The sequence below is a fragment of the Vibrio cionasavignyae genome (assembly GCF_050337155.1).
GTDB lineage: Bacteria > Pseudomonadota > Gammaproteobacteria > Enterobacterales > Vibrionaceae > Vibrio > Vibrio nomapromontoriensis.
Genome location: NZ_JAKJSR010000027.1, coordinates 30,225 through 51,251, shown reverse-complemented (window position 1 = coordinate 51,251; position 21,027 = coordinate 30,225). Strand labels below are relative to the sequence as shown.

The following is a 21,027-nucleotide window of genomic DNA, read 5'->3' as shown; positions in this document are numbered from 1 at the left end:
TCATTGATATGATAAGCCCAACCAGTCCTCCAAGTTCGGTAAGTCGCGACGCGAGAATTTATTGCGATTATGCGCAATTGGTTCGCTTACAGTCTCAATCTCAATCTTTTCATTTACTTCCCAACTTAAAAGCGGGAAGTGCTTTGTCAGGGCGACATCAATCTCTGTTTAGAGGTCGCGGACTCAATTTTGAAGAACTGCGCCATTACCAACTCGGCGATGACATTCGAAACTTAGATTGGAAGGTGACGATGCGAACAGGAAAGCCGCATGTTCGCACCTATACCGAAGAGAAAGATCGAGATGTTGTGATTGTTGTTGATCAACGTAGTGCGATGTTTTTCTCCTCTGTGCAAGTGATGAAATCGGTCGTCGCGGCGGAAATCGCCGCATTGTGTGCTTGGCGGGTATTAAAAGACAGCGATAGAGTTGGTTTTCTGCTCGCTGATAGCCAACGTTTGACGTGGAGCAAGTCGAAACGATCCCAAAATGATCTGTTGGCTCAGTTAAAACGCATTGCTCACGCTAATCAAACGCTTGATGCTGCGAGTATCGATGCAGAAGGGACTCAATTTGATGATATTGTTCAGTTATTACTGCGCTTAAAGCTTCAGTCGACAACGTTAATATTGATCAGCGATTGGAGTGATGCGAGTACTCAAAATATCTCTCACTTACAACGTCTACAGCAGCACAATGACGTACTAGCCATCATGGTCTCTGATCAGTTTGAACAGCAGTTACCGACTCATGCATCAACGCAAGGTTGGGTGATGGGTAATGGCTCGCAACAAGTTAATATCCAAAATGATGCGATGTTACAGGTCGTCAATCGTCAGTTACAAGACCACATTAAGTCCAAGCGAGAGCAACTTTCCAAACTGATGCATCGTTATCATATTCCGTTAGTCGAGCTGGATACATCTGGGCAGCACATCGCCCAATTTAAGAAAACGGTGGGAGGCTGCAAAGATGGAGCATAAACCGCCAAGTACCTACATCCTTCGAGAGATGGTGGATGTCGATATACCTGAATCCATTAGCTGGTTTCCTCAAACATTAGGCTGGAAGATTGTTGCAGTGGTGCTTGTCGCTATATTGCTGGTGGTTATTGCCAAATTAGTGAAGCATTGGTGGAAAAATCGTTATCGTGGCGAAGCATTGCAAGCGATACAACAAGTTAACGTGCTTGAACCTAAAGCAGAGTATCAATTATTTTTGGTGATAAAAGCGGTATTACGCTACAGAGAGAAAGAGGCTGCAGCGCTGTATGGCGTGGATTTTCTTACTACGTTGGACCGTATGAATCCAGGTAGCCCTGTTTGGGCGCCTAACGATCGTTGTCATGTTGATGAGCATTTAGGCATGCAATGGATGGAGAGTATCGTTAATCCAAAATCAACGTTAACCCCTGAACAAAAGCAAGCCTTAGTGAGTGAGTTAAAGCAGTGGATTCTTCATCATGATTCTGGAGACGCGCATGTTACTTGCTAGTTTAGGCATTACTGGCCTTGATGCCCGTCAATTCCAATGGAGCAGTTTAGAGCTAGTCCATCCATTATGGCTGTTATTGCTACCGTTACCCTTAGTCATTTATCATCTGATTCCCGCATATAGAACCAAGAAAAAAGCGACGAAAGTACCGTTTTTCCAATTGCTCGTCAATGCATTAGGGGAACCGCCACGCCAAGGCGCCCACCAACTCAAGGCGCGTTGGTGGCAGCGTGCTGTACTTTTGGTTGCGTGGGTGCTAGTGGTCATCGCGTTGACAAAACCAACGTTGCTAGGGCCGCCGCAATTTAGAGAAAGTTTCGGGCGTGATGTTATGGTGGTACTGGATTTATCTGGTTCCATGGCAGAAGAAGACTTTATTTCACGCCAAGGCAAGAAAGTGACGCGCTTAGATGCGGCTAAAGACGTTTTGAACGAGTTTGCAGATGGACGAGAAGGTGACCGTTTAGGGATGATCTTGTTTGGTGACGCGGCTTTTGTACAAGCCCCTTTTACCGCTGATCATAAAGCGTGGCGAGAGCTTTTAGGACAAACTAGTGTGGCAATGGCAGGACCAAGCACGCGGTTAGGCGATGCCATTGGTCTAGCGATTAAAGTGTTTGAAAATCAGCAAGAACACAACGCCAACGATTCTGAGCGAGAAAAAGTGGCGATTGTTTTGACCGATGGCAATGATACGGGAAGCTTTGTTGAACCAATTGATGCCGCCAAAGTGGCCGCTGTAAAGGGCGTGCGTATCCATATGATTGCAATGGGCGATCCCAGAACCGTTGGTGAACAAGCTTTGGACATGGATACGATTCGCCGTGTCGCAAGTGAAACCGGAGGCGAGTCTTTTGAGGCGCTCGATCGTGATTCGCTAACGGCGGCATACCAAGTAATTTCTGAGCTTGAGCCAAGGCTATACGAGAGCACTAGTTTTAGATCAAAACAAAGTCTTCATCATTATCTTGTGTCGATTGTGATCGGTTTGGTGTTGGTGGCATTTACCACGGCAAGCGTGATTCGACGTTTTTTCCCGTCTCAGTCTAGACGTACTGAAGAAAAGCAAGCGGGGGGCGAATTATGATAGACACTCAATGGCTAGAACAGGTTATTACCCAGTTTCATTTTATACGACCATTATGGCTATTGGCATTTATCCCAATGGCAGTGGTGTTCTATGTGCGATGGAAACAAGAAGCGAATTCTGAAGATAGCCGATTTTTACCGTCCCATCTTCGGCAAGCACTGACGATCGAGTCACAAGGGTGGAATAACCAGTTACCGTTAAAAATGCTGATACTCGGTACCAGCCTACTTATTATCGTGGCTTCTGGACCTACGTGGCAGCGCCAAGCCTCGCCTTTTGGTGAAGACAAAGCGTCTTTAGTGATTGTGCTTGATGTCAGCGAAAGTATGCTGCAAACCGATGTTGCGCCAAATCGCTTAGAGCGAGCGAAGCATAAAATACACGATTTGCTAGAGATGCGACATGGTGGTCGAACGGGGCTAGTGGTGTATTCGGGCTCGGCGCATCTTGCGATGCCTACCACGCAGGACAATCGCGTTTTTGCGCCCTTTCTTGCGGCAATAGACCCACAAATAATGCCAGTGGCGGGGAAAGCGGCGGAGAACAGCTTACCGATCATCAAACAGCAACTCGACGGTCAGCCTGGTAGCACGGTGCTACTCATTACCGATGGTGCGACCCCAGCAACGGTCAAGGCTTTTGAATCTGAATTTGCGTCATCTTCTACCCAACTATTGGTGCTTGCGATGGGGAACCGTGACATTGTCACTAATAGTCCGTTAGATATAGTGGCATTGAAGCAATTGGCTAATGCCGCCAATGGCCGCCTTTTTCAGACTAGTATTGATAGCAGTGATATTCAGGCGTTGTCTCGTGATATTGATACGCATATGGAAATCAATGGAGAGTCGACCATGCCATGGAAAGACATGGGGTATGGCTTATTGGTTCCCATTGCGTTACTGATGCTGCTTTGGTTTAGAAAAGGTTGGTTAGTTCAATGGTGTCTACTTATCGTGTTGGTTGTGCCCACGCTCACGCCTACGACGGCGTTTGCCAACCAAGATTCATTACTGCAGGAGAGCGCTGAATCTAGCATTGAGACATCTAGCATTGAGACATCTAGCCTTGAGACAAACGGCAACGAAGTAATGCAAACGCGAACGCGAACGCTAATGGATAAAGGGTATCAATGGTGGATGGATCTTTGGTTTACTCAAGATCAACAAGGCCAGCGTTTATTCGACCAGCAGCGCTATCTAGAAGCCGCTCAGCATTATACCAAACCCCAATATAAAGGTGTCGCTTACTATTACGCGATGGAATATCGATTGGCGCACACGGAGTTTGTTAAAATGGACAGTGAACGAGGCGATTATTATGCCGCCATTGCCCTTGCTCGTCAGCGAGAGTATCTAGCGGCCAGAAACATGCTCCGTACGGTCGTAGAGTCCAAAACTATTGATGACAATTTACGAAGCAATGCCACACAGAATTTGACCGTCATGGAAAGTATTATCGACGAAATCAATCGAGTGAGCGAGAGTCAAACCAACACAACAGAAAGCATGGAAGAGTCTATTGAATTAGGGGATAACCCACAAACGGCAGATGGTGCGGAAGAAATGGCCTCGGGTATATTGATGAAAAAAGAGACATTAAATGCCAATGAAATCCTGGGTAGCGAGGCGCTGGCGGATAAGTGGTTAAAACGGGTAGAGGCAGATCCAAAACAATTTTTACGTGCCAAATTTCAACTTCAATATCGCGATCAAATGGCGTTGGGAGGCAGCAAGTGAACCTTAAATATAAATTCGTTTTAGTGTTGCTTGCGATAGTAGCGATGTTGTCTCATTCAGCCTTTGCCAATGAGAAGGACAGCTCGAAGATTCGAACCGTTAAAATGTCGGCCTGGTTAGGACAGGAAAATGCCGACAAGCCTCAAGAATTTACAGTCAATGAGCAAATAATTTTGTCGATTGAAGTCGCTACCCCCCGTTGGTTTACCGGGGGCACACGTATCAGTCGTATAGATGTGCCTAATCTTATTGCCAAGCAACGTAACCCAATGGCCATTAATTCAACAGAGCGTAAGAATGGCATTACGTGGTCAAAGCAGCGGTGGGAGGTGACGTTATATCCACAAACCTCTGGGACATTTGTTATTCCTCCTATCGCCATCCAAACGCAAGTATCGACGCCAAATGTACGCTCGGCCTCTCGGACGCTATATACGCAGCCAATGACATTTGAGGTTAGAATGCCAACTGGAAAATTGTCAGAGCAGCAGTCTTGGCTTTCTGCGAGTGATATGGCGCTAACGCAGCAATGGGAGATGTCGAGTGATGAACTCAAGGCGGGAGAGTCAATAACGCGCACGGTAACACTTAATGCAGATGATACTCTGTCGATTCTTATTCCTAGCCTAATACCCAAAGATGCGACGCATGCCTATCAAGTTTATCGTCAACCGGCTCGCCTAAGTGACAGTCATGAACGGGGGGCGTATAAAGCGCAGCGAACTGAGCAGCATACTTATGTCTTGCAAAGAGGAGGCAACGTTATCCTTCCTGACATAGATGTGGTTTGGTGGAACAACAGTACCAAAATATTGGAAACGGTGACCTTAGAAGGTAAAACGATTGCGGTTCGTCATACATTATCGTCATTTGTTGCTCAATATCAGCGCTGGCTTGCTGGCATGGCGGTTTTACTGTTCATGCTTATTGCTGGTAGCGTTTTGCTTTACAGACGTGTTCAACAGCAAGGTTTCTCAGAGGGTTTTAATTTACTATTCGCATTGAAAAACAAAAACTTTTCGCGATTACGTTTACTGACCTATCGAAAGCTGAAAATGTCTCAAGGGAAAGTTGCTTTATCTACGGTTTCAAATAATGAGCATTGGCAAGAGCAAGCAAGGCAGTGGCAAACGGGTAAGGAAAGCACCAGTTTGTTGATGCAGGTGTGGCGTAAAGTCAGTCAAAAGCACAGTGAGGATGCGCTGAAACCGTGTACAAAGTGCAGTACGCGGTTTACGGTACTAAAAAATCGGATCCTTCCTCCTGCATTGAATTTGCCAAAAGAGTAAATTTGCCAACTGTTTCAATAGTGTCTGTGATGTTGAATTGCAGACAATGTCGACGTTAACAGCAACCTCAAATTTCAGTGGGGTTGCGATGGATACTTATGAAAAACACAGAATTGAATCTTATCCCTATTTTCGTGGCGATTTATGAAGAAAAAAATCTATCAAAAGCGGCCAACCGTATGGATATCAGCCAGCCTGCGGTGAGTAAGGCGTTGGCCAAGTTGCGTGATATTTATGATGATCCACTGTTTCACCGAAATGCATCGGGTGTGGAGCCGACCCCATTTTCTAGCGATATTTATCCCGCGTTATCAGCGGCATTAAAAAACTACACGTCCACACTTTCGGCTTCTCGCGACTTTAATCCAAAGAAATCGAAGCGGATATTTTCAATCGCGTGCGTATCGCCGACAAATTTCAATCTTATTCCTATTGTGGTCAAACTCATTTCCGCATCAGCACCGGATATTTTTCTAGAAGTACACCCTTTGTTTACCGAAGATTATGAATCCGATCTTCGTTTACAACGCTATGATTTAATTATCGATATGACCCCTAAAGGGCGAACATCTTTAAAGCATGAAGTGTTGTATGACGAAGACTTGTTCGTAGTGTGTAGCCAGACTCATCCCAGAATCAATGACTCGATAGAAATGGTGGATTTTTTACAGGAAGAACATGTTGTGGTATCGCGTTGGCACACAAGACGAAGCCTACTAGAGGTCGAAGATTTTAGTGATCTTCAGCAAAGAAGGGTGGTGTATCGGGCGGCTGGCGCGGTAGAGATGTTGCCTGTGATCTCGGGGACGGATTACATCGGGATTTTACCGGGGACGACCATTGCTGACTTTGCAGATAAATATAAGGTAAAAGCCATCCCTTTGCCTTTTGATTTACCGTACCTTGGCTTATCTATGATTTGGCATCCAAGCCGAACCAATGAAAGTGGTCATCGCTGGTTGCGGAATAAGTTTAAGCAAGCGGCAAAGCATTGGGTTCAACAAAGAGCGATGAGTTAATGGCTGGAGAGTGAGCTCATAGCCGGAGAGTGAAAGGACGATCCTTTGTCCTATTTTTGCGGTATCTTACCTTCGGTATTGTCTTACGATCATATGAGCAGCGTACTGTCAGTGGCTTTATGTTTATTGAACGGCATGATTACTTGTCTTTAGCAAGTCTTAGCCCAATATCTGACATGATAATGGATTGGCTGGCAAAATCACGGCGATAGTTTTCAGAGTCATGTTCTGCGTATGAGAAGCTGCCACCACGTAACGACTTATGGGCGAGTTTGATGCTGCTATCATGAGCATTGTTAGGGTTGTCTGTAGGGCCATAACGATAGTAAGTGTCATCGAACGCATCAATAACGAACTCACCGACATTGCCTGTCATATCAAATAAACCCAGTTCATTTGGCGCTTTTAAGCCTACTGGATGCGCTTGGTTGTTTGAATTACTCGCATACCATGCGACATCGTCGATGTTGTTTGAGCCGCTATAAGTATAGCCCTTACTGTTGTTGCCCCCTCTGGCTGCAAACTCCCATTCGGCTTCAGTAGGTAATCGATAGGATTCACCAGTTAACTCATTGAGGCGTTCAATGAAGTAATTCGCTTGTTGCCAACTTAAATTGTTGACTGGAATGTCCGCGCCGGAGAAGTAGCTCATGGATGAACCCATCACGGACTCAAATAGAGATTGAGTGACTTCAAATTTAGAAATATAGAAACTGTCAACGGTCACTTCTCGAGAGGGTTGCTCAGCTTTTGAAGCGGTATCTCCATCTGAACCCATCACGAAACTCCCGCCTTCAACCAAGACAAGGTCATCATTGATGAGTTTGGCAATAGGGTGGTTAGGTTGTGTCGTGCATCCTGTCATGACAAGGGCTAATGAGAGGGTACAACACCCAATATAAGTTTTACTTTTTAATGATGGCATGACAAGGATCTCTGGTCTTGTGTGGAAGGCTAGATTACCGATTTTGGTCATTCCAATTGGTTATAAAGGGTATAACGAGCAAAGACAGTGAATGAGAATTATGATGGGACAGTCCAACTCATTTCAGGTGTTCTCAGTATGCATATCACTCAAGGCCCTCAATTTAACGGTAAAGCGTCGAAAAGGTTACATGCCATGGCCAAGCCGATTGGTGCAGCATGCAATATCGACTGTACTTACTGTTATTACTTAAGCAAACAGGACTTGCTGGAATACAAAAAAGGATGCTCTCCTAGAATGGATGACGAGACATTAGAAACTTACATTCGTCAGTACATTGAAGGACAAAATACACCTGAGATTATTTTTTCTTGGCAGGGTGGGGAGCCGACCATGCTCGGGTTGGAGTATTTTCAAAAAATCGTAGCGCTACAGGCGAAGTATCGCCCTGCTGGCATTGTGATCTCAAATGACTTACAAACGAATGGTACGCTCCTTAATGATGAGTGGTGTGAGTTTTTGTCTGAGCACCAGTTTTTAGTCGGGTTGAGTATTGATGGCCCCGAACTCCTTCATAATACTTACCGTACCAACAAAGCGGGTCGAGGTACGTTTCGCCAAGTAATGAATGCGGTTGAGTTACTGCATAAACATAACGTCAAGTTTGCCACATTAACTTGCGTGAATAATCTGACGAGTCAAAATCCTCTAGAGGTCTATCGATTCTTGCGCGATGTTGTTAAGTCCCCTCAAATGCAATTTATCCCTATTGTTGAGCAGAAAACATTCCGAACTACTGCGCCACAAACATGGGCGGCGTCGGACCAGCTAAAGCAAGGCGATAAACGTTTGATCCCGGGGCATAAAGATTCCGTCGTAGAACCGTGGTGCGTATCTGATCAAGCATGGGGCAACTTTCTTATCGCGGTATTTGATGAATGGATTCAAAAAGACATCGGTAAAGTGTTCGTCCAGTATTTTGAAGCGAGCGTTGAAACGTGGACAGGGCGTCCTAATCCACTCTGTACGCTCAATGAATTGTGTGGCAAAGGGTTGGCAATGGAACCCAATGGTGATGTGTATAGTTGTGATCACTATGTCTACCCAGAATACAAAATCGGCAATATTCACCATCAAAAATTGGATGAGATGGCGTACAGCCCAGCTCAGCAAAATTTTGGCTTTGCTAAGTCACGCACATTAACTAGCCAGTGTCAGAGTTGTGATTATAAATTTGCCTGTCATGGCGAATGTCCTAAGAACCGCTTTATTAGAACTAAAGCAGGCGAGCCGGGGCTTAACTATTTATGCGCCGGTTGGCATAAATTTTTTGCGCATGCCGATAAGGCATTAGCTTATATCTTAAGAGCGACGGGTCACCCTGTTGCCCACGGCAAGTTTAGTGATGAAGCACTGCGCCAACACCAAGTCGAGATGTGCGCGAAAAAGACCACCGTGACAGCGTCATTTAGCAGCAAATTTTAGGAACCAACTCAAATGAAAAAATCGTTAGCCTGTGCTTTTCTGACGCTTGCATCCGCATCCGTTATCGCCGCCAACATTGCGCCATCTGGGACAAACCATAATGAACGACCGGTTACCACGCCCGATGAACAAACCGTAACAAACACACTTGAGCAGCAACTGAGCCAACTCTCTTATACCGCTCAGAATATCAACGAACCGGAACAAGTACGTGCCAAGGCACTCAGAGAGTTAGCGAATTACCCTAGTCAAAATGCGCTGGTGGCCGTGGCGCGAGGACTCAAAGATCCCTCTTACGTGGTGCGAGAAGCGGCCATAATTGGTGCTGAGCCTTATCAGCTAGAACATCGCTGGCGTATTGTTGCCCCATTACTGACAGACAAAAATGAGGTGGTGCGAGTGACGGCTACCGCCAGCTTAGTGCGCGATTACGCCAATGTTACGCCAGAGCAGCAGCAACAATTGCAAATACCTATTGCAGAACTTAAGGACTATTTAGCCAACAAAGACGATTTTGATTCCCAGTTGCTGCTAGCCGATGTGTTACGCTGGAGCCAAGAGTGGGCACTGGCCGACAAACACTATCAGACGTTGCTCATCGAAAACGATGATAACCCGCAAGTGTGGTTAAACATTGCTGATAATTATCGCGCGCAAAATCAAGATAAATTGGCGATTGAAACGCTCGATACCGCAATAAGCATTAATGAAGATGTGGCGTCTCTCCACTATGCTAAATCGTTAACTTTGGTTCGTATGGATGAAAAGAAGAACGCGGCCAATGAGATTGAAACGGCTGCAACGTTAGCAAAAGATAATAGCTACTACTGGTATTTAAATGGTGTGCTGCAAGAAGAGTATGACATTGATAAATCAACAAAGTCGTTTGAAAAAGCGTATTTAATTTCTGGTGCCCCGGAGCAATTATACGCTGTTTGTGACATTTATGTGCGCTATGGAAACGAGCATGCAAATTCATGTTTAGATGAGCTTGGTAAAATAGCCCCACCTTATGTGCTGGAAGACTTAAGAGCAAAGCAACAGAAAGACTTGGATTCTTAATGGATAAGTAATACCGCATAATAAAAAAACCTCCTTTCGGAGGTTTTTTCGTTTGGTGAATTCGTTTTATTTGTAAAACGCTTCAACCGTGCCTTTTAGCGTGATAAGCATTGGTTGGCCCCAACGATCAAGCGCTTTAGGTGAAGGAATTTTAACCCAACCTTCACTGATGCAGTATTCTTCTACGTCGAAACGCTCTTTGCCATTGAGGCGGATACCAATACTATACTCAAAAATTTCTGCTACGTGGTGCGGGCTACGAGGGTTGCCTGCAAGGCGATCGGGTAAAGCTGGTTGTGACTTAGAGTCGTTCATGTTCATGACCTGACATAAATAAAAAGTGCGTCATTGTAGACAAAAATTCGATAAATATCACCATCGAGATGGAAAGAAATGGCGTAAACGTCGTCTCTTTGAGGCGATAGGGGAAAAGCGGTTTAGGCTTTGTTTCAAGACTAAGCAAAAATAGCGTGTTATTTACTCACCTTCGGAACAAAGGTCGGGTGTAATGCGATTCCAATAGAGTTGGAAGATAGTCTGTTCCACTGATGATGGTGAGCGAAGCCCCGTATTGGCGGTATTCCAGCGGTGCGAATACGGGGAAGGTGAGAGGTGGGGTGATTATGAATTAACCAACTCTACCGCTTCTCGTGTCAATCGTGCCAGCTCATCCCATTGCCCTTGTTCAATTAGGGTTTTGTCTACCATCCATGTACCGCCACAGGCTAACACTCGTGGAAGCGCTAAGTAATCAGTGATATTTTTGGTGTTAATACCGCCAGTCGGCATAATGTCTATTTCACCATAGGGGGCCAATAAAGATTTAAGCATATTGATGCCACCAGATGCTTCTGCTGGGAAGTATTTTAAGGTGGTTATCCCCATCTCTAGCGCCGCTTCAATGGTACTGGGGTTGTTGACGCCTGGTATAATTTCGATGCCGATTTCCTGGCAGGCTTTGACTGTGTTTGGATTAAAGCCAGGAGACACAACGAATGTTGCGCCCGCTTCTTTGGCTGCAATAGCTTGCTCACGATTTAACACCGTGCCGGCACCAATTAACATGTTTGGTTGCGTTTCTCGAAGTAACCGTATCGCTTCTACTGCGGCATCGGAGCGGAACGTGATTTCCGCCGCAGGCAAGCCATTATCCGCCAATACTTTACCTAAGGGAATAATATCTTCAGCGTTATCAATTGCGATAACGGGAATCACTTTAAGCGCTTGGAGTTGTTCTTTTATGGTCGACATTGAGTATCCTTAGTTAAATTTTTGTCACGGTATCGGTGGCGTCGGTTGGAATAATTGCGCCTCGATGCTGAATAACGACACCAGCGAGCGCATTGCCTCGCTGACACGATTGTTTTAGGCTGCCACCTGCGAGGTAGCAAGATAAAAAACCGCCGTTAAATGAATCACCTGCTGACGTTGTATCAACGACACGACTCACGGGCGTAGTTGTGACTGAATAGGTTTCATTTTGAGTGCGGTCACCCACGAGACAGCCGTCTTTTCCCAGCTTGACGACGACCTTGTTTACGCCAAGTTGATGCAATCGACTTAGGGTATCTTGAGGGCTGACGTCACCCCAAATCAACTGCTCATCATCAAACGTCACAAGCGCTAAATTTGTGATTTGGTACATTGCTTGATAATCCGTTTTAACGGTCTCAAGATTATCGCTCGGCCATAAGGCCGGACGATAATTACTGTCAAAAGCTATCTCAATACCATGCGTTTGCAGCCGTGTTAATAAGGCCAATAATGCCTGTCGATCTTGTAGAGATAAGATAGCCAAGCTGATTCCGCTGACAAATACCATATCGACATTCATCAGCTGAGTTTCTATGGCCTTAAAATTAGGGTGCTGCAGCAAGTAACGGGCAGCAGACTGATTTCGCCAGTACAAAAAGGTTCGTTCGCCAGCGTCGTCGAGTTGAATAAGGTATAAACCTGGCGTTCTTTGGTTATCACGCAGCACCAGTTCGGTATGAATGCCTTCTTCTTGCCAACGAGATAGCATTCCGTCACTTATGGAATCAGTGCCCAATGCGGACACATAAGAGACCTTAATGTCCCTCAATTTAGCATTGAGAGCGCAGCTACGAGTTAGGTAAACTGCCGCATTAAGGGTGTCTCCACCAAAGGTTTGATGCATCTCACCAAACGGTTTTCCGTTGAGTTCGATCATGCATTCTCCAAGAATGGCGATATGTTTCATATTAAGCCCTCGAACCATCAAAATAGCACTTGGCATTGTTAAAGCTGATATTCTCCACCAGTGAGCCCAGCATCGACATGTCATTGGGTATTTCGCCATTTTCGGCCCATTGGCCAACCATGTTGCAAAGGATGCGGCGGAAATACTCATGGCGAGTGTAAGATAGGAAGCTGCGAGAATCGGTCAGCATACCCACGAACTGACTTAATAATCCTAGCTGAGACAGTTGTTCCATTTGACGCTGCATGCCATCTTTTTGGTCGTTAAACCACCAACCTGAACCAAATTGCACTTTGCCAGCGATCCCACCACCTTGGAAGTTACCGATCATGGTTGCCATCATTTCGTTATCACGTGGGTTCAAGCAATAGAGAATGGTTTTTGGCAGCTCGTTACTTTGGTCCATGTCATCAAGTAGATGAGCCAATTCCCAAGCGAAGGTGCGATCGCTGATGGAGTCGAATCCAGCATCGGCCCCAAGACGTTTAAACATACGGCTATTATTGTTACGTTGAGCACCAATGTGCAGCTGCATTACCCATCCTAGCTTGGCGTAGCGCCGACCTAACCATACTTGAACTGCGGTTGAGAACTGCGCGCATTCATGTTCGGAAGGAACCTCACCATTTAAGCGACGAATGAGTAGGTTGTTTAACGCTTCCTCGGAGGGGATTTCAGCGTAACGGACCACTTCAATGCCGTGGTCTGCCGCTCGGCAGCCATGAGTGTCGAAATGAGCTAGGCGTTTGTCTAACGCATTAAGTAGAGAGTTAAAACTGGTAATTACGATATCCGCGGCTTCACCCAGTAATGTTAAATAGTCAACAAAGCCTTCCAGCTCAATCTTGAAGGCTTTATCCGGCCGCCAGCTGGGCAAAACTTCGACGTCAAAGCTTTGGTCGTTGGCGATGACGCTATGGTGCGCCAATGAATCAATGGGGTCATCAGTGGTGCCAGCCATGACAACATTCATTTGTTTCATGATGCCGCGTGCCGAGAACTCAGGGCATTGCAATTTGTCGTTACACTCATGCCAGATACGATCGGCGGTTTCTGGGCCGAGCAATGTTCCCGTAATACCAAATGGACGACGTAGCTCAAGGTGAGTCCAATGAAATAGGGGGTTACCCAGTGTCATCGGTACGGTTTTCGCCCACGCTTGAAATTTGTCGTAGTCCGAGGCTTGACCCGTTATTAAGTGCTCTTCGATGCCGGCGGAGCGCATGCCGCGCCATTTATAGTGGTCACCTTCAAGCCAAATTTGACTTATGTTCGCAAACTGGCGGTTCTGCGCAACTTCTGCCGGGTTAAGGTGGCAGTGGTAGTCATAGATGGGTTGATCCGCAGCATGCTCGTGATAGAGACGGCGAGCCGTCTCGTTGCTGAGTAAGAAGTCGTCACATAAGAAGTGCTTCATCCGAATACCTTCTAAAGCGCTGAAACGGTTGCTCTTGCACCGTTGTCGATAAGTGATTGGTAGGCGTGAGTAACGGCGTCAATGACAAGCGGGTTTTTACCGATATCCGCAGCGAAAATAGCTTCGACAGACAGTAAAGCTGGGACAACGGAAGCATTCAGTCCGTGTGTGTCGCAGATATCACTCAGCTTAGCTGCCATTGGGTCTCGAAGATCGATGTCATTACCTTTTTCATCGACACCCGCTACGTAGCGCATCCAGCCCGCAATACCGGTAGCCAGCCATTTGAAGTTAGAACCTTGCTCTAGGTGAAATCGCAGGCTTCCTCCCATACGCTGTGGGATCTTTTGGCTACCGTCCATGGCAATTTGCCATGTCTGGTGCTTTAGGCTTGGGTTAGTAAAGCGTTCGATGAGTAGGTTAGCATAGCCTTCAAGGTCTGTTCCCTCTGGCATTGTTAGTGAAGGGGCTTGAGCAAGCATCATCATATCAAGAGCGGCTTTGCGGTAACCTTGGTCCGTCATCGTGTCAGAAATATGCGCATAGCCGCCTAGGTAGCCTAAGTAGGCAAGGAAGGAATGGCTGCCGTTTAGCATACGTAATTTCATTTCTTCATAGGGTACAACGTCAGAAACAAATTCTGCACCGGCGATATTCCAATTAGGTCGACCAGCGACGAAGTTGTCTTCAATCACCCACTGACGGAAGGGCTCACAGGCTATGCCACAAGGATCTTGAACGCCTAATAGTGTGGTAATTTCTGTCAGCGTTTCTTCAGTTGCAGCGGGGACGATACGGTCGACCATGGTACAAGGAAAGGTGACATGTTGTTCGATCCAAGCAGCAAGCTCTGAATCCAACAATTGAGCGAATTCTAAGATTGCTGCTTTGGCGACATGGCCATTTTCTTGTACGTTGTCGCACGACATCACAGTAAACGGTGCGATGTTTCGTTGACGACGCAGTTTCAGCGCTTGGACAATATAGCCCAGAGCCGATTTAGGTCGGGTGGGGTGCTCTAGGTCGGCAATAACTAAAGGGTTATTTTTGTCGAGTAGGCCAGTGGCAGGATCTGCACAATAACCTTTTTCAGTAATGGTCATTGAAACGATGGCAACTTGTGGCTCTGCCATTTTTTCAATCACAGTCTCTACACCGTCTAAGATTGGGTGCAGTGATTCGGTGACTGAACCTATCACTTTTACATCTGTTGCGTCAGCACCTTTCTCTGCGACAGTATAGAGGTGATCTTGGTTACGTAGGTCTTTGATGAGCGCTTCGCCCCCAAACAGGTTGACTTCACAGATACCCCAATCACTGTCTGATTTTCGTGCGATTTCGTCAGTAAATAGACCTTGATGGGCACGGTGGAAGGCGCCGAATCCAAGGTGTACGATGCGAGATTTAAGATTACGACGGTCGTAATTTGGAGTGCTGACGATAGCGTTAAGCTCAGTGTTGCTAATGTTTTTCATGAAATAGTCTCTGTAATTCGTTGTCTTCTTATGCTCGTTCTGTCAACGAGTCGTGTGAATAATGGGTTTGATGGCAAGTTATTGCTGTTCTCGAATCACACCTTTCGTGAGTATGATATTGGCCTTTAACGCTCTTTCTGAGGTAGCTACAATGGCAAAGCATGTCCGCGCTTCTTTATAGAAATCAAATCGCTCTTTGAATTCCCATCCCTTAAATTGGTCATGTTTTTCAATGATGACCTCATAGTCGTGCCAGACTTCAGGTGTTTGTTCAATCGAGATGGGTTCCATCACACAAGTGGGTTTGTCGATATAATCATCGAGAGGCAGAAAGGTTAAGATGGCATCCAGCAGCTCAGCGATTCCATGGCCGTCTGCTCGTATCACTCGTTGAGCATTAGAAACGACCGGAAAATTGGCGTCGGCCAAGATGATTTTATCGCCATGGCCCATTTCCATTAATGTTTTCATTAGCTCAGGGGACAGGATTGGGGGGATATTTTTTAACATTATTTATTGTCCTGAATTAGTACTTTGTTGGTATCGGAACGCAAGCGATAAATGGTGATTAGGTTCATTATGATAAAGGTGGCTTCCATCAATGTGCCGCCAATCGAACCGACAATATAGTTATTGATAGTCCACCCGACATTGTTCGTGAGGAACAGCAACCTCATCTGGATACCACTCGTTCGATACAGACCATACGTGGCTAGGCTAGATGTCAAAATAGTGATGAGCTGATAATACTCAGTGAATTGAGATAAACCGAGTAACCACATGAGTGCGATAAAGCTCAGCATAACGCGCCGGCTTTTGGTCTTGCCTGAAAAGTAGGTTCGTGCGCCGTTTAGAATGCACATACAAGCGGAGATATAACTGCCCAATAGAGCGAAGTGCACCATCATGACTGCGCACATGCAAACCAATAGAAATCGAAGCTTCGCATCATCTTTTTGAAGGGATAATGTGATTCCTATTAAGTAGCCAAGAAAGCCTAGTGCCTGTGCAAAACTAACGTCCACGATAGAGTCTCCAAGGAGCTGCCGAAGCAGCTCCTGTGTTTACGAGGTTAAGATATCGTGCCGTTAGACAGCATTGAGTGATAGCGCTTGGCATCTTCGGTTTGCTGCTCTATATATCTAAATGCGTGTTGTGCTATATCTTCGCTATTGCTCCAAGTTTCACGCCAGATGGCGAGTTTTCCAGAGTGAGCTGGTTCAGATACGGCTGATGAAAAGACTTCTAAACCAATAAAATGTTGGTAGTCTATTTCAGCGAGTGCTCTAAACAGTTTGGTAAAATTAAACTCACCTGTTCCTAAATAACCACGATAATTTTCAGCAACTTGTATATATCCAAGACGATCACCTAATGTCAAAATGGCACCGCGGATGTCTGACTCTTCAATATTCATATGAAACGAATCAAGCTGGACATAAAGGTTATCAGCGCCTACTTTATCAACGAATTCACGGCCTTGTTTCGCGGTATTAATAAGATTGTTCTCGTAGCGATTGAGTGCTTCTATACAAATATTAATACCGTACTGTTTTGCGTATTCAGCGAGTTCAGCCATAGAACGAGCAGAGTTATCGATTTCAAGGTCAGTACGTTGAATATCAAACTTTCCTAACGCCGAAGCAGTTGGGCCTGTTATCCATTTCGCGCCCAGTGCTGCTGCACAGTCGATGCCTTTTTTCATCTTTGCTACTGCGGCGATACGAACACTTTCATCTTCGGTCGCGATGTCGAGATCGGCAGCATGCACGTATGGACAGACACAAGTCATGTCATAAGCGTCAAGGATCGCCTTAATTGCGGTTACATCGACGGTTTCCGGAGCGCGAATTGGGACTTCTAGAAAGTGATAGCCTAGTGCCGATGCTTTTTTTGCGGCTTCTTCGACTTCACTTGGTGTCCATGTTGGTTTCCAAACTTGGATATGTGTACCGAGTTTATTCATCTTCTGCGTCCTCAATCATTCCAATTAGGTCAAATTTTTCAAAGCTAACTTCTAGTTTGTGGTCTTGGTTGAGGTTGGGGTAGCGAACACGAACTGTGTTGTCCGCACAGTCAAAGATCCACCCTTTGTCACAATCAGCAAAGTGGTTGCGGTCGAGAACTTGTGGCAGAAGTTCGTCATCCAATTTACACCAGAATGCTCCTTTTTCAGGGCTAATGACGTGCCATTCAAAGGTTGATATTGGGCTAACATAGTCGCCCTTAGATTCAACATTAATGGTACAGATGTCTTTTGAGTCGACGTTGAATGTTGTTAATTTGTAGTCACCAGACTGGAAGTTGTTAGTCTCGCCATCATCTTCATACAGCTCATGCGCACCAGATGCAGGGGCAAGGTGCAACTTCAATGTATTTACTTGGTCGAGTTTTAGATGATTAATATCATGAGTACTCGTGACTAACCCACCTTGCTTAATGAACATTGGAATTGAATCGAGCTCTACGTCTAGCGTAATAGTTTGGCCGCCAGCATAGACTTCATGTGTTCCCCAGCGTAACCATCTTTGTCCTGCCGGCAGATAGACATCACGTTGCTTTTGTCCCTTTTTCAAGACTGGCGCAACGAGTAGGCTATCACCCCACATGAATTGGTCTTCAACATCAAAGACGTTTGGATCGTTTTGGAAGTCGACAATAAGGGCTCGTAAAATAGGCTCGCCAGTCTGAGTTGAACGACGCAACCAAGTGTACAAGTAAGGGCTCAGCGACAAACGAAGTTGGATGGCGTCTCTAACAAGCTGCGTGACGTCTTTATACATCCAAGGTTCTGTGACCGTATTATCGGTGTTGCATGAGTGAATGGAGAATCGAGGGTAGAACACACCGCTTTGTACCCAACGAACAAACAATTCTTTTTCAGGGCGAGGGCCAGCAAAGCCACCGACATCCGCACCATTATTGGCGACACCTGAAAGCCCCATACCCATAATCGTTTTTAGACCATATTCCATTGCGTCCCACGTAGAGGGATTATCGCCACTCCATGTTTGGGCATAGCGTTGAATACCGGCTGAGCCAGAGCGGTTAATGACATATGGACGAACGGTTGGCGCTGATTCTTCCAGTGCTTCATGAGCCACTTTCCCCATCAGGGTAGGTTGAATAGATTTCAGCTCGCCTGCAGTGCCACCTATGCCATCAAAATGGCATTTCGCCATACGATCATTGATTTCGTATTCGCAGTTGTCGTTCCAGATCGAAGTGACACCGTGGTCGATTAAAGACCTTTTCATTTGGTCTTTCCATACGCTGCGGCCATCTGGATGAGTAAAGTCGACGAAAGACCCCATTCCACCCCACCAACTATCGATGTACGGATTGTCACCATCCGCTGTTTTTATGAAGCCATTGTTTGTTGCATACTCATCATAGTGAGGGTGGGTGACTAATATACCGGGCTTAATGTTTGGAGAAACAGGGCAGCCGCGTTCTTCCATTGCTTTGAAGAAACGTGATGGGTTAGGGAAGCGAGTGTCATTCCAGGTGAAGACATAGCGCTTATTGTCAGGACCTACTGTATAGCCAGAAGAGAGTTGGAAACCACTGACTGGAATCTGCTCGCGGTCGTTTTGCTCCATGAAACCAAGAATCGCATCATCACAGTCTTTTGGCAGCTCCGGGTAATACATGGTTGAGCCAAGGTACCCCATTGAGTATTTTGGTGGCATGTAAGGACGGCCAGTAAGCTGCGTGTAGCGGTCGAGTACATCGGTAATCTTTGGTCCATTGATAAAGAAAATGTCAATATCACCACCTTCAGAGCGGAAGTAAGAGTATCTAGGCCAGTAACCAGACACTTCGCTATCCATATGAAACTCGGATTCCCAGCTGTTATGATAAAACATGCCTAGTGCATGCCCAGTGTCATTTTGAACGCGCATATAGAAAGGGATATGCTTGTACATGTTCTTGGTCTTAGACGGATCGTGGTTGATGGCGTCTTTTGGACTAAGCGAAATATGCTCGCCTTTTTTGTTGATGTTGCCAGTGGTCTCGCCAAAGCCGAAATAGCGTTCATCTTTTACTTCACTGTAGTGATAAACACGGCCTAAATGATCTTGTTGAATATTTCGATTTGGTAGGTCAGCGTAAATGACCTTGCCATCTTGGTCATAGATTTTAATGACAAACGGGTCTTTAAATAACTTGACGGTAATCGATGCTGTTTTTAGTAAGTAATGAGTCGGGTTATCAATGACTTCTGGTGATAATAAGTCGATTCGATGCCTTTCTTTCCCTAAAAATTCATCAAGACTGTCTTCCCAGCCAGTCATGGTGAGAACGTATGATCTTTCATCGAACTTACCACTAAAGTCAGCTCGGAGGCGGACGATATCATCAGTTAAAAAATACAGTCTTAATGTTGTCGATTCAGTTTCTAAAGAAAACCAAGGGTTGTCTTTTTTTACACTTAGCAGTTTATTTGTAGTCTTCATATAATTATTCCAATAAAAATCAATTACATTAAGTTAAGTAAAGTTGGTAGACCTGTTGTTAGGAATGGTACAAATGTGATGAACATCAGCATGACTAACAAAGCAAAGAAAAATGGAATTAATGGTTTAGTGACCCCTTCAATAGTGGTATTACCTACACTACAACCAATAAATAAAACACTGCCTACTGGTGGTGTCATATTTCCAAGTCCAAGGTTGAATATCATCATCAAGCCGAAGTGAACCGGATCCATGCCTAGGTATACAGCGATTGGCATAAATATAGGCGTAAATATAAGTACAGCTGGCGTAAGGTCCATAAAGGTCCCAACAACGAGCAAACAAAGGTTTATAAGTAGTAATACAAGAATAGGGTTTTCAATTTGAAGAATTAGTTCACTAATTGCATCTGGGATTCCAGTGAAGGCCATTACCCATGACATGATACCTGATGCGGCAATTAAGAATAAAATAGACGCTGACATAGTCAGTGACTTTCTTAACGTCTCAATATAGTCCTTTAATGATGCCATTCGGTAAATAATAGAGAGGCCTAATGAATAAATGACGGCAACTCCAGCGCCTTCTGTCGCTGTAAAAATGCCCCCAACAATACCTCCGATAACCACAACAACTAATAGGAGACTCGGAAGTGCCTGCAAAGTGACGGTTTTAGCTTCTTGAAACGTTGGTTTTCCTGCGACAGGGTAGTTATTTTTTTTCGCGTAGTACCAGGCAACGATCATACATGCGAGTCCCATCATTATTCCTGGGATATAGCCACCAATGAACAAGGCACTAATCGACGTTCCACCACTGACAAGTGAGAACAGAATCAAGGGGCCACTAGGCGGGATAAGTATTCCTGAAGGCGCTGAAGCGATGTTCACGGCCGCTGAAAATTCAGGACTATAGCCTTCTTTCTTTTGTAGAGGAGCCATGACGCCACCAACAGCTGCAGCGGCAGCAATCGATGAGCCCGAAATGGAACCGAACAGCATATTAGCAACGACGTTGGTGTGTGCTAGACCACCCGCAAATCGACCTGCTGAAAGTTTAGCAAAATTGACGAGCCTTAACGCTATACCGCCGCTATTCATTATATTTCCGGCGAGTATGAAGAAAGGAATAGCTAATAGAGTAAAGCTATCGATACCTGCATACATTTTTTGAGCACCGACAAACGCTGCCATATCGGGCATAATGAACAGCCCTAGTATGGCGGAAGAGAGCGCAATTGCGATAGCAATCGGAACACCAATGAAGAGTAGGATAAAGAACGTGCTAAATAGTAATATGGCAGCGTATAGCGGCTCATACATGAGCTCAGAAATGACATCAAACATTATCA

General features: G+C 45.5%; 19 protein-coding genes. 8 read left to right on the top strand and 11 right to left on the bottom strand.

Features of this window, described 5'->3' with window-relative positions; genetic code table 11:
* Window positions 1–8 precede the first annotated feature (8 nt).
* From L4D74_RS20490 to L4D74_RS20465, 6 genes are all read left to right on the top strand, one after another.
* Window positions 9–983, top strand: a complete 975-nt coding sequence (locus L4D74_RS20490; protein WP_428754381.1) for a DUF58 domain-containing protein — start codon at window positions 9–11, stop codon at window positions 981–983.
* Window positions 973–1,494, top strand: a complete 522-nt coding sequence (locus L4D74_RS20485) for a DUF4381 domain-containing protein (protein ID WP_428754380.1) — start codon at window positions 973–975, stop codon at window positions 1,492–1,494. The genes L4D74_RS20490 and L4D74_RS20485 overlap by 11 nt, the downstream gene beginning before the upstream one ends.
* The gene (locus L4D74_RS20480; protein ID WP_428754379.1) at window positions 1,481–2,581 is read left to right on the top strand and encodes a vWA domain-containing protein; all 1,101 of its coding nucleotides are present in this window, start codon (window positions 1,481–1,483) and stop codon (window positions 2,579–2,581) included. The genes L4D74_RS20485 and L4D74_RS20480 overlap by 14 nt, the downstream gene beginning before the upstream one ends.
* Complete coding sequence (locus L4D74_RS20475; protein WP_428754378.1) at window positions 2,578–4,323, top strand: vWA domain-containing protein; 1,746 nt, start codon at window positions 2,578–2,580, stop codon at window positions 4,321–4,323. Before L4D74_RS20480 ends, L4D74_RS20475 begins: the two co-directional genes overlap by 4 nt.
* Entirely contained in the window at window positions 4,320–5,612 is a 1,293-nt protein-coding gene (locus L4D74_RS20470; protein WP_428754377.1) for a BatD family protein, read from the top strand. The genes L4D74_RS20475 and L4D74_RS20470 overlap by 4 nt, the downstream gene beginning before the upstream one ends.
* Before the next feature lie 98 nt (window positions 5,613–5,710).
* Window positions 5,711–6,631, top strand: a complete 921-nt coding sequence (locus L4D74_RS20465) for a LysR family transcriptional regulator (RefSeq protein WP_265673874.1) — start codon at window positions 5,711–5,713, stop codon at window positions 6,629–6,631.
* Window positions 6,632–6,770: 139 nt separating this feature from the next.
* Here L4D74_RS20465 and L4D74_RS20460 read toward each other — a convergent pair whose 3' ends face one another.
* On the bottom strand, window positions 6,771–7,496 hold the full coding sequence (locus tag L4D74_RS20460) for a formylglycine-generating enzyme family protein (RefSeq protein ID WP_428754417.1): 726 nt from the start codon (window positions 7,494–7,496) through the stop codon (window positions 6,771–6,773).
* A 198-nt stretch (window positions 7,497–7,694) separates the two neighbouring features.
* On the opposite strand from L4D74_RS20460, the gene L4D74_RS20455 reads away from it, so the two are divergent.
* Together L4D74_RS20455 and L4D74_RS20450 are read left to right on the top strand one after the other, a co-directional pair.
* Window positions 7,695–9,041 carry an anaerobic sulfatase maturase gene (locus tag L4D74_RS20455; protein WP_428754376.1) on the top strand — a complete coding sequence of 449 codons (1,347 nt, stop codon included), beginning with the start codon at window positions 7,695–7,697 and terminating at the stop codon, window positions 9,039–9,041.
* A gap of 12 nt (window positions 9,042–9,053) precedes the next feature.
* Window positions 9,054–10,103, top strand: coding sequence for a tetratricopeptide repeat protein (locus L4D74_RS20450; RefSeq protein WP_428754375.1), 1,050 nt, complete (start codon window positions 9,054–9,056; stop codon window positions 10,101–10,103).
* Window positions 10,104–10,169: 66 nt separating this feature from the next.
* On the opposite strand, the gene L4D74_RS20445 is transcribed toward L4D74_RS20450, so the two are convergent.
* The 10 genes from L4D74_RS20445 to L4D74_RS20400 all read right to left on the bottom strand — a co-directional run bounded on the left by L4D74_RS20445 (window position 10,170) and on the right by L4D74_RS20400 (window position 21,022).
* Entirely contained in the window at window positions 10,170–10,418 is a 249-nt protein-coding gene (locus tag L4D74_RS20445; RefSeq protein WP_250618544.1) for a DUF3297 family protein, read from the bottom strand.
* A gap of 306 nt (window positions 10,419–10,724) precedes the next feature.
* Window positions 10,725–11,354, bottom strand: coding sequence for a bifunctional 4-hydroxy-2-oxoglutarate aldolase/2-dehydro-3-deoxy-phosphogluconate aldolase (locus L4D74_RS20440; protein ID WP_428754374.1), 630 nt, complete (start codon window positions 11,352–11,354; stop codon window positions 10,725–10,727).
* 13 nt (window positions 11,355–11,367) lie between these two features.
* A complete protein-coding gene (locus L4D74_RS20435) occupies window positions 11,368–12,324 on the bottom strand; it encodes a sugar kinase (protein WP_428754373.1) in 957 nt (318 codons plus the stop codon).
* Between the two features lies 1 nt (window position 12,325).
* The gene (gene uxaC / locus L4D74_RS20430; RefSeq protein WP_428754372.1) at window positions 12,326–13,741 is read right to left on the bottom strand and encodes a glucuronate isomerase; all 1,416 of its coding nucleotides are present in this window, start codon (window positions 13,739–13,741) and stop codon (window positions 12,326–12,328) included.
* Window positions 13,742–13,752: 11 nt separating this feature from the next.
* Window positions 13,753–15,216 (bottom strand): fructuronate reductase, encoded by a 1,464-nt coding sequence (locus L4D74_RS20425; RefSeq protein ID WP_428754371.1) that lies wholly within the window; start codon window positions 15,214–15,216, stop codon window positions 13,753–13,755.
* A gap of 78 nt (window positions 15,217–15,294) precedes the next feature.
* Complete coding sequence (locus L4D74_RS20420; RefSeq protein ID WP_428754370.1) at window positions 15,295–15,726, bottom strand: RbsD/FucU family protein; 432 nt, start codon at window positions 15,724–15,726, stop codon at window positions 15,295–15,297.
* Window positions 15,726–16,241, bottom strand: coding sequence for a YgjV family protein (locus L4D74_RS20415; RefSeq protein WP_428754369.1), 516 nt, complete (start codon window positions 16,239–16,241; stop codon window positions 15,726–15,728). The genes L4D74_RS20420 and L4D74_RS20415 overlap by 1 nt, the downstream gene beginning before the upstream one ends.
* A 47-nt stretch (window positions 16,242–16,288) precedes the next feature.
* Entirely contained in the window at window positions 16,289–17,182 is an 894-nt protein-coding gene (locus L4D74_RS20410; RefSeq protein WP_428754368.1) for a sugar phosphate isomerase/epimerase family protein, read from the bottom strand.
* Entirely contained in the window at window positions 17,175–19,676 is a 2,502-nt protein-coding gene (locus L4D74_RS20405; protein WP_428754367.1) for a glycoside hydrolase family 31 protein, read from the bottom strand. Before L4D74_RS20405 ends, L4D74_RS20410 begins: the two co-directional genes overlap by 8 nt.
* Before the next feature lie 23 nt (window positions 19,677–19,699).
* Entirely contained in the window at window positions 19,700–21,022 is a 1,323-nt protein-coding gene (locus L4D74_RS20400; RefSeq protein ID WP_428754366.1) for a TRAP transporter large permease, read from the bottom strand.
* Between the last annotated feature and the right edge of the window lie 5 nt (window positions 21,023–21,027).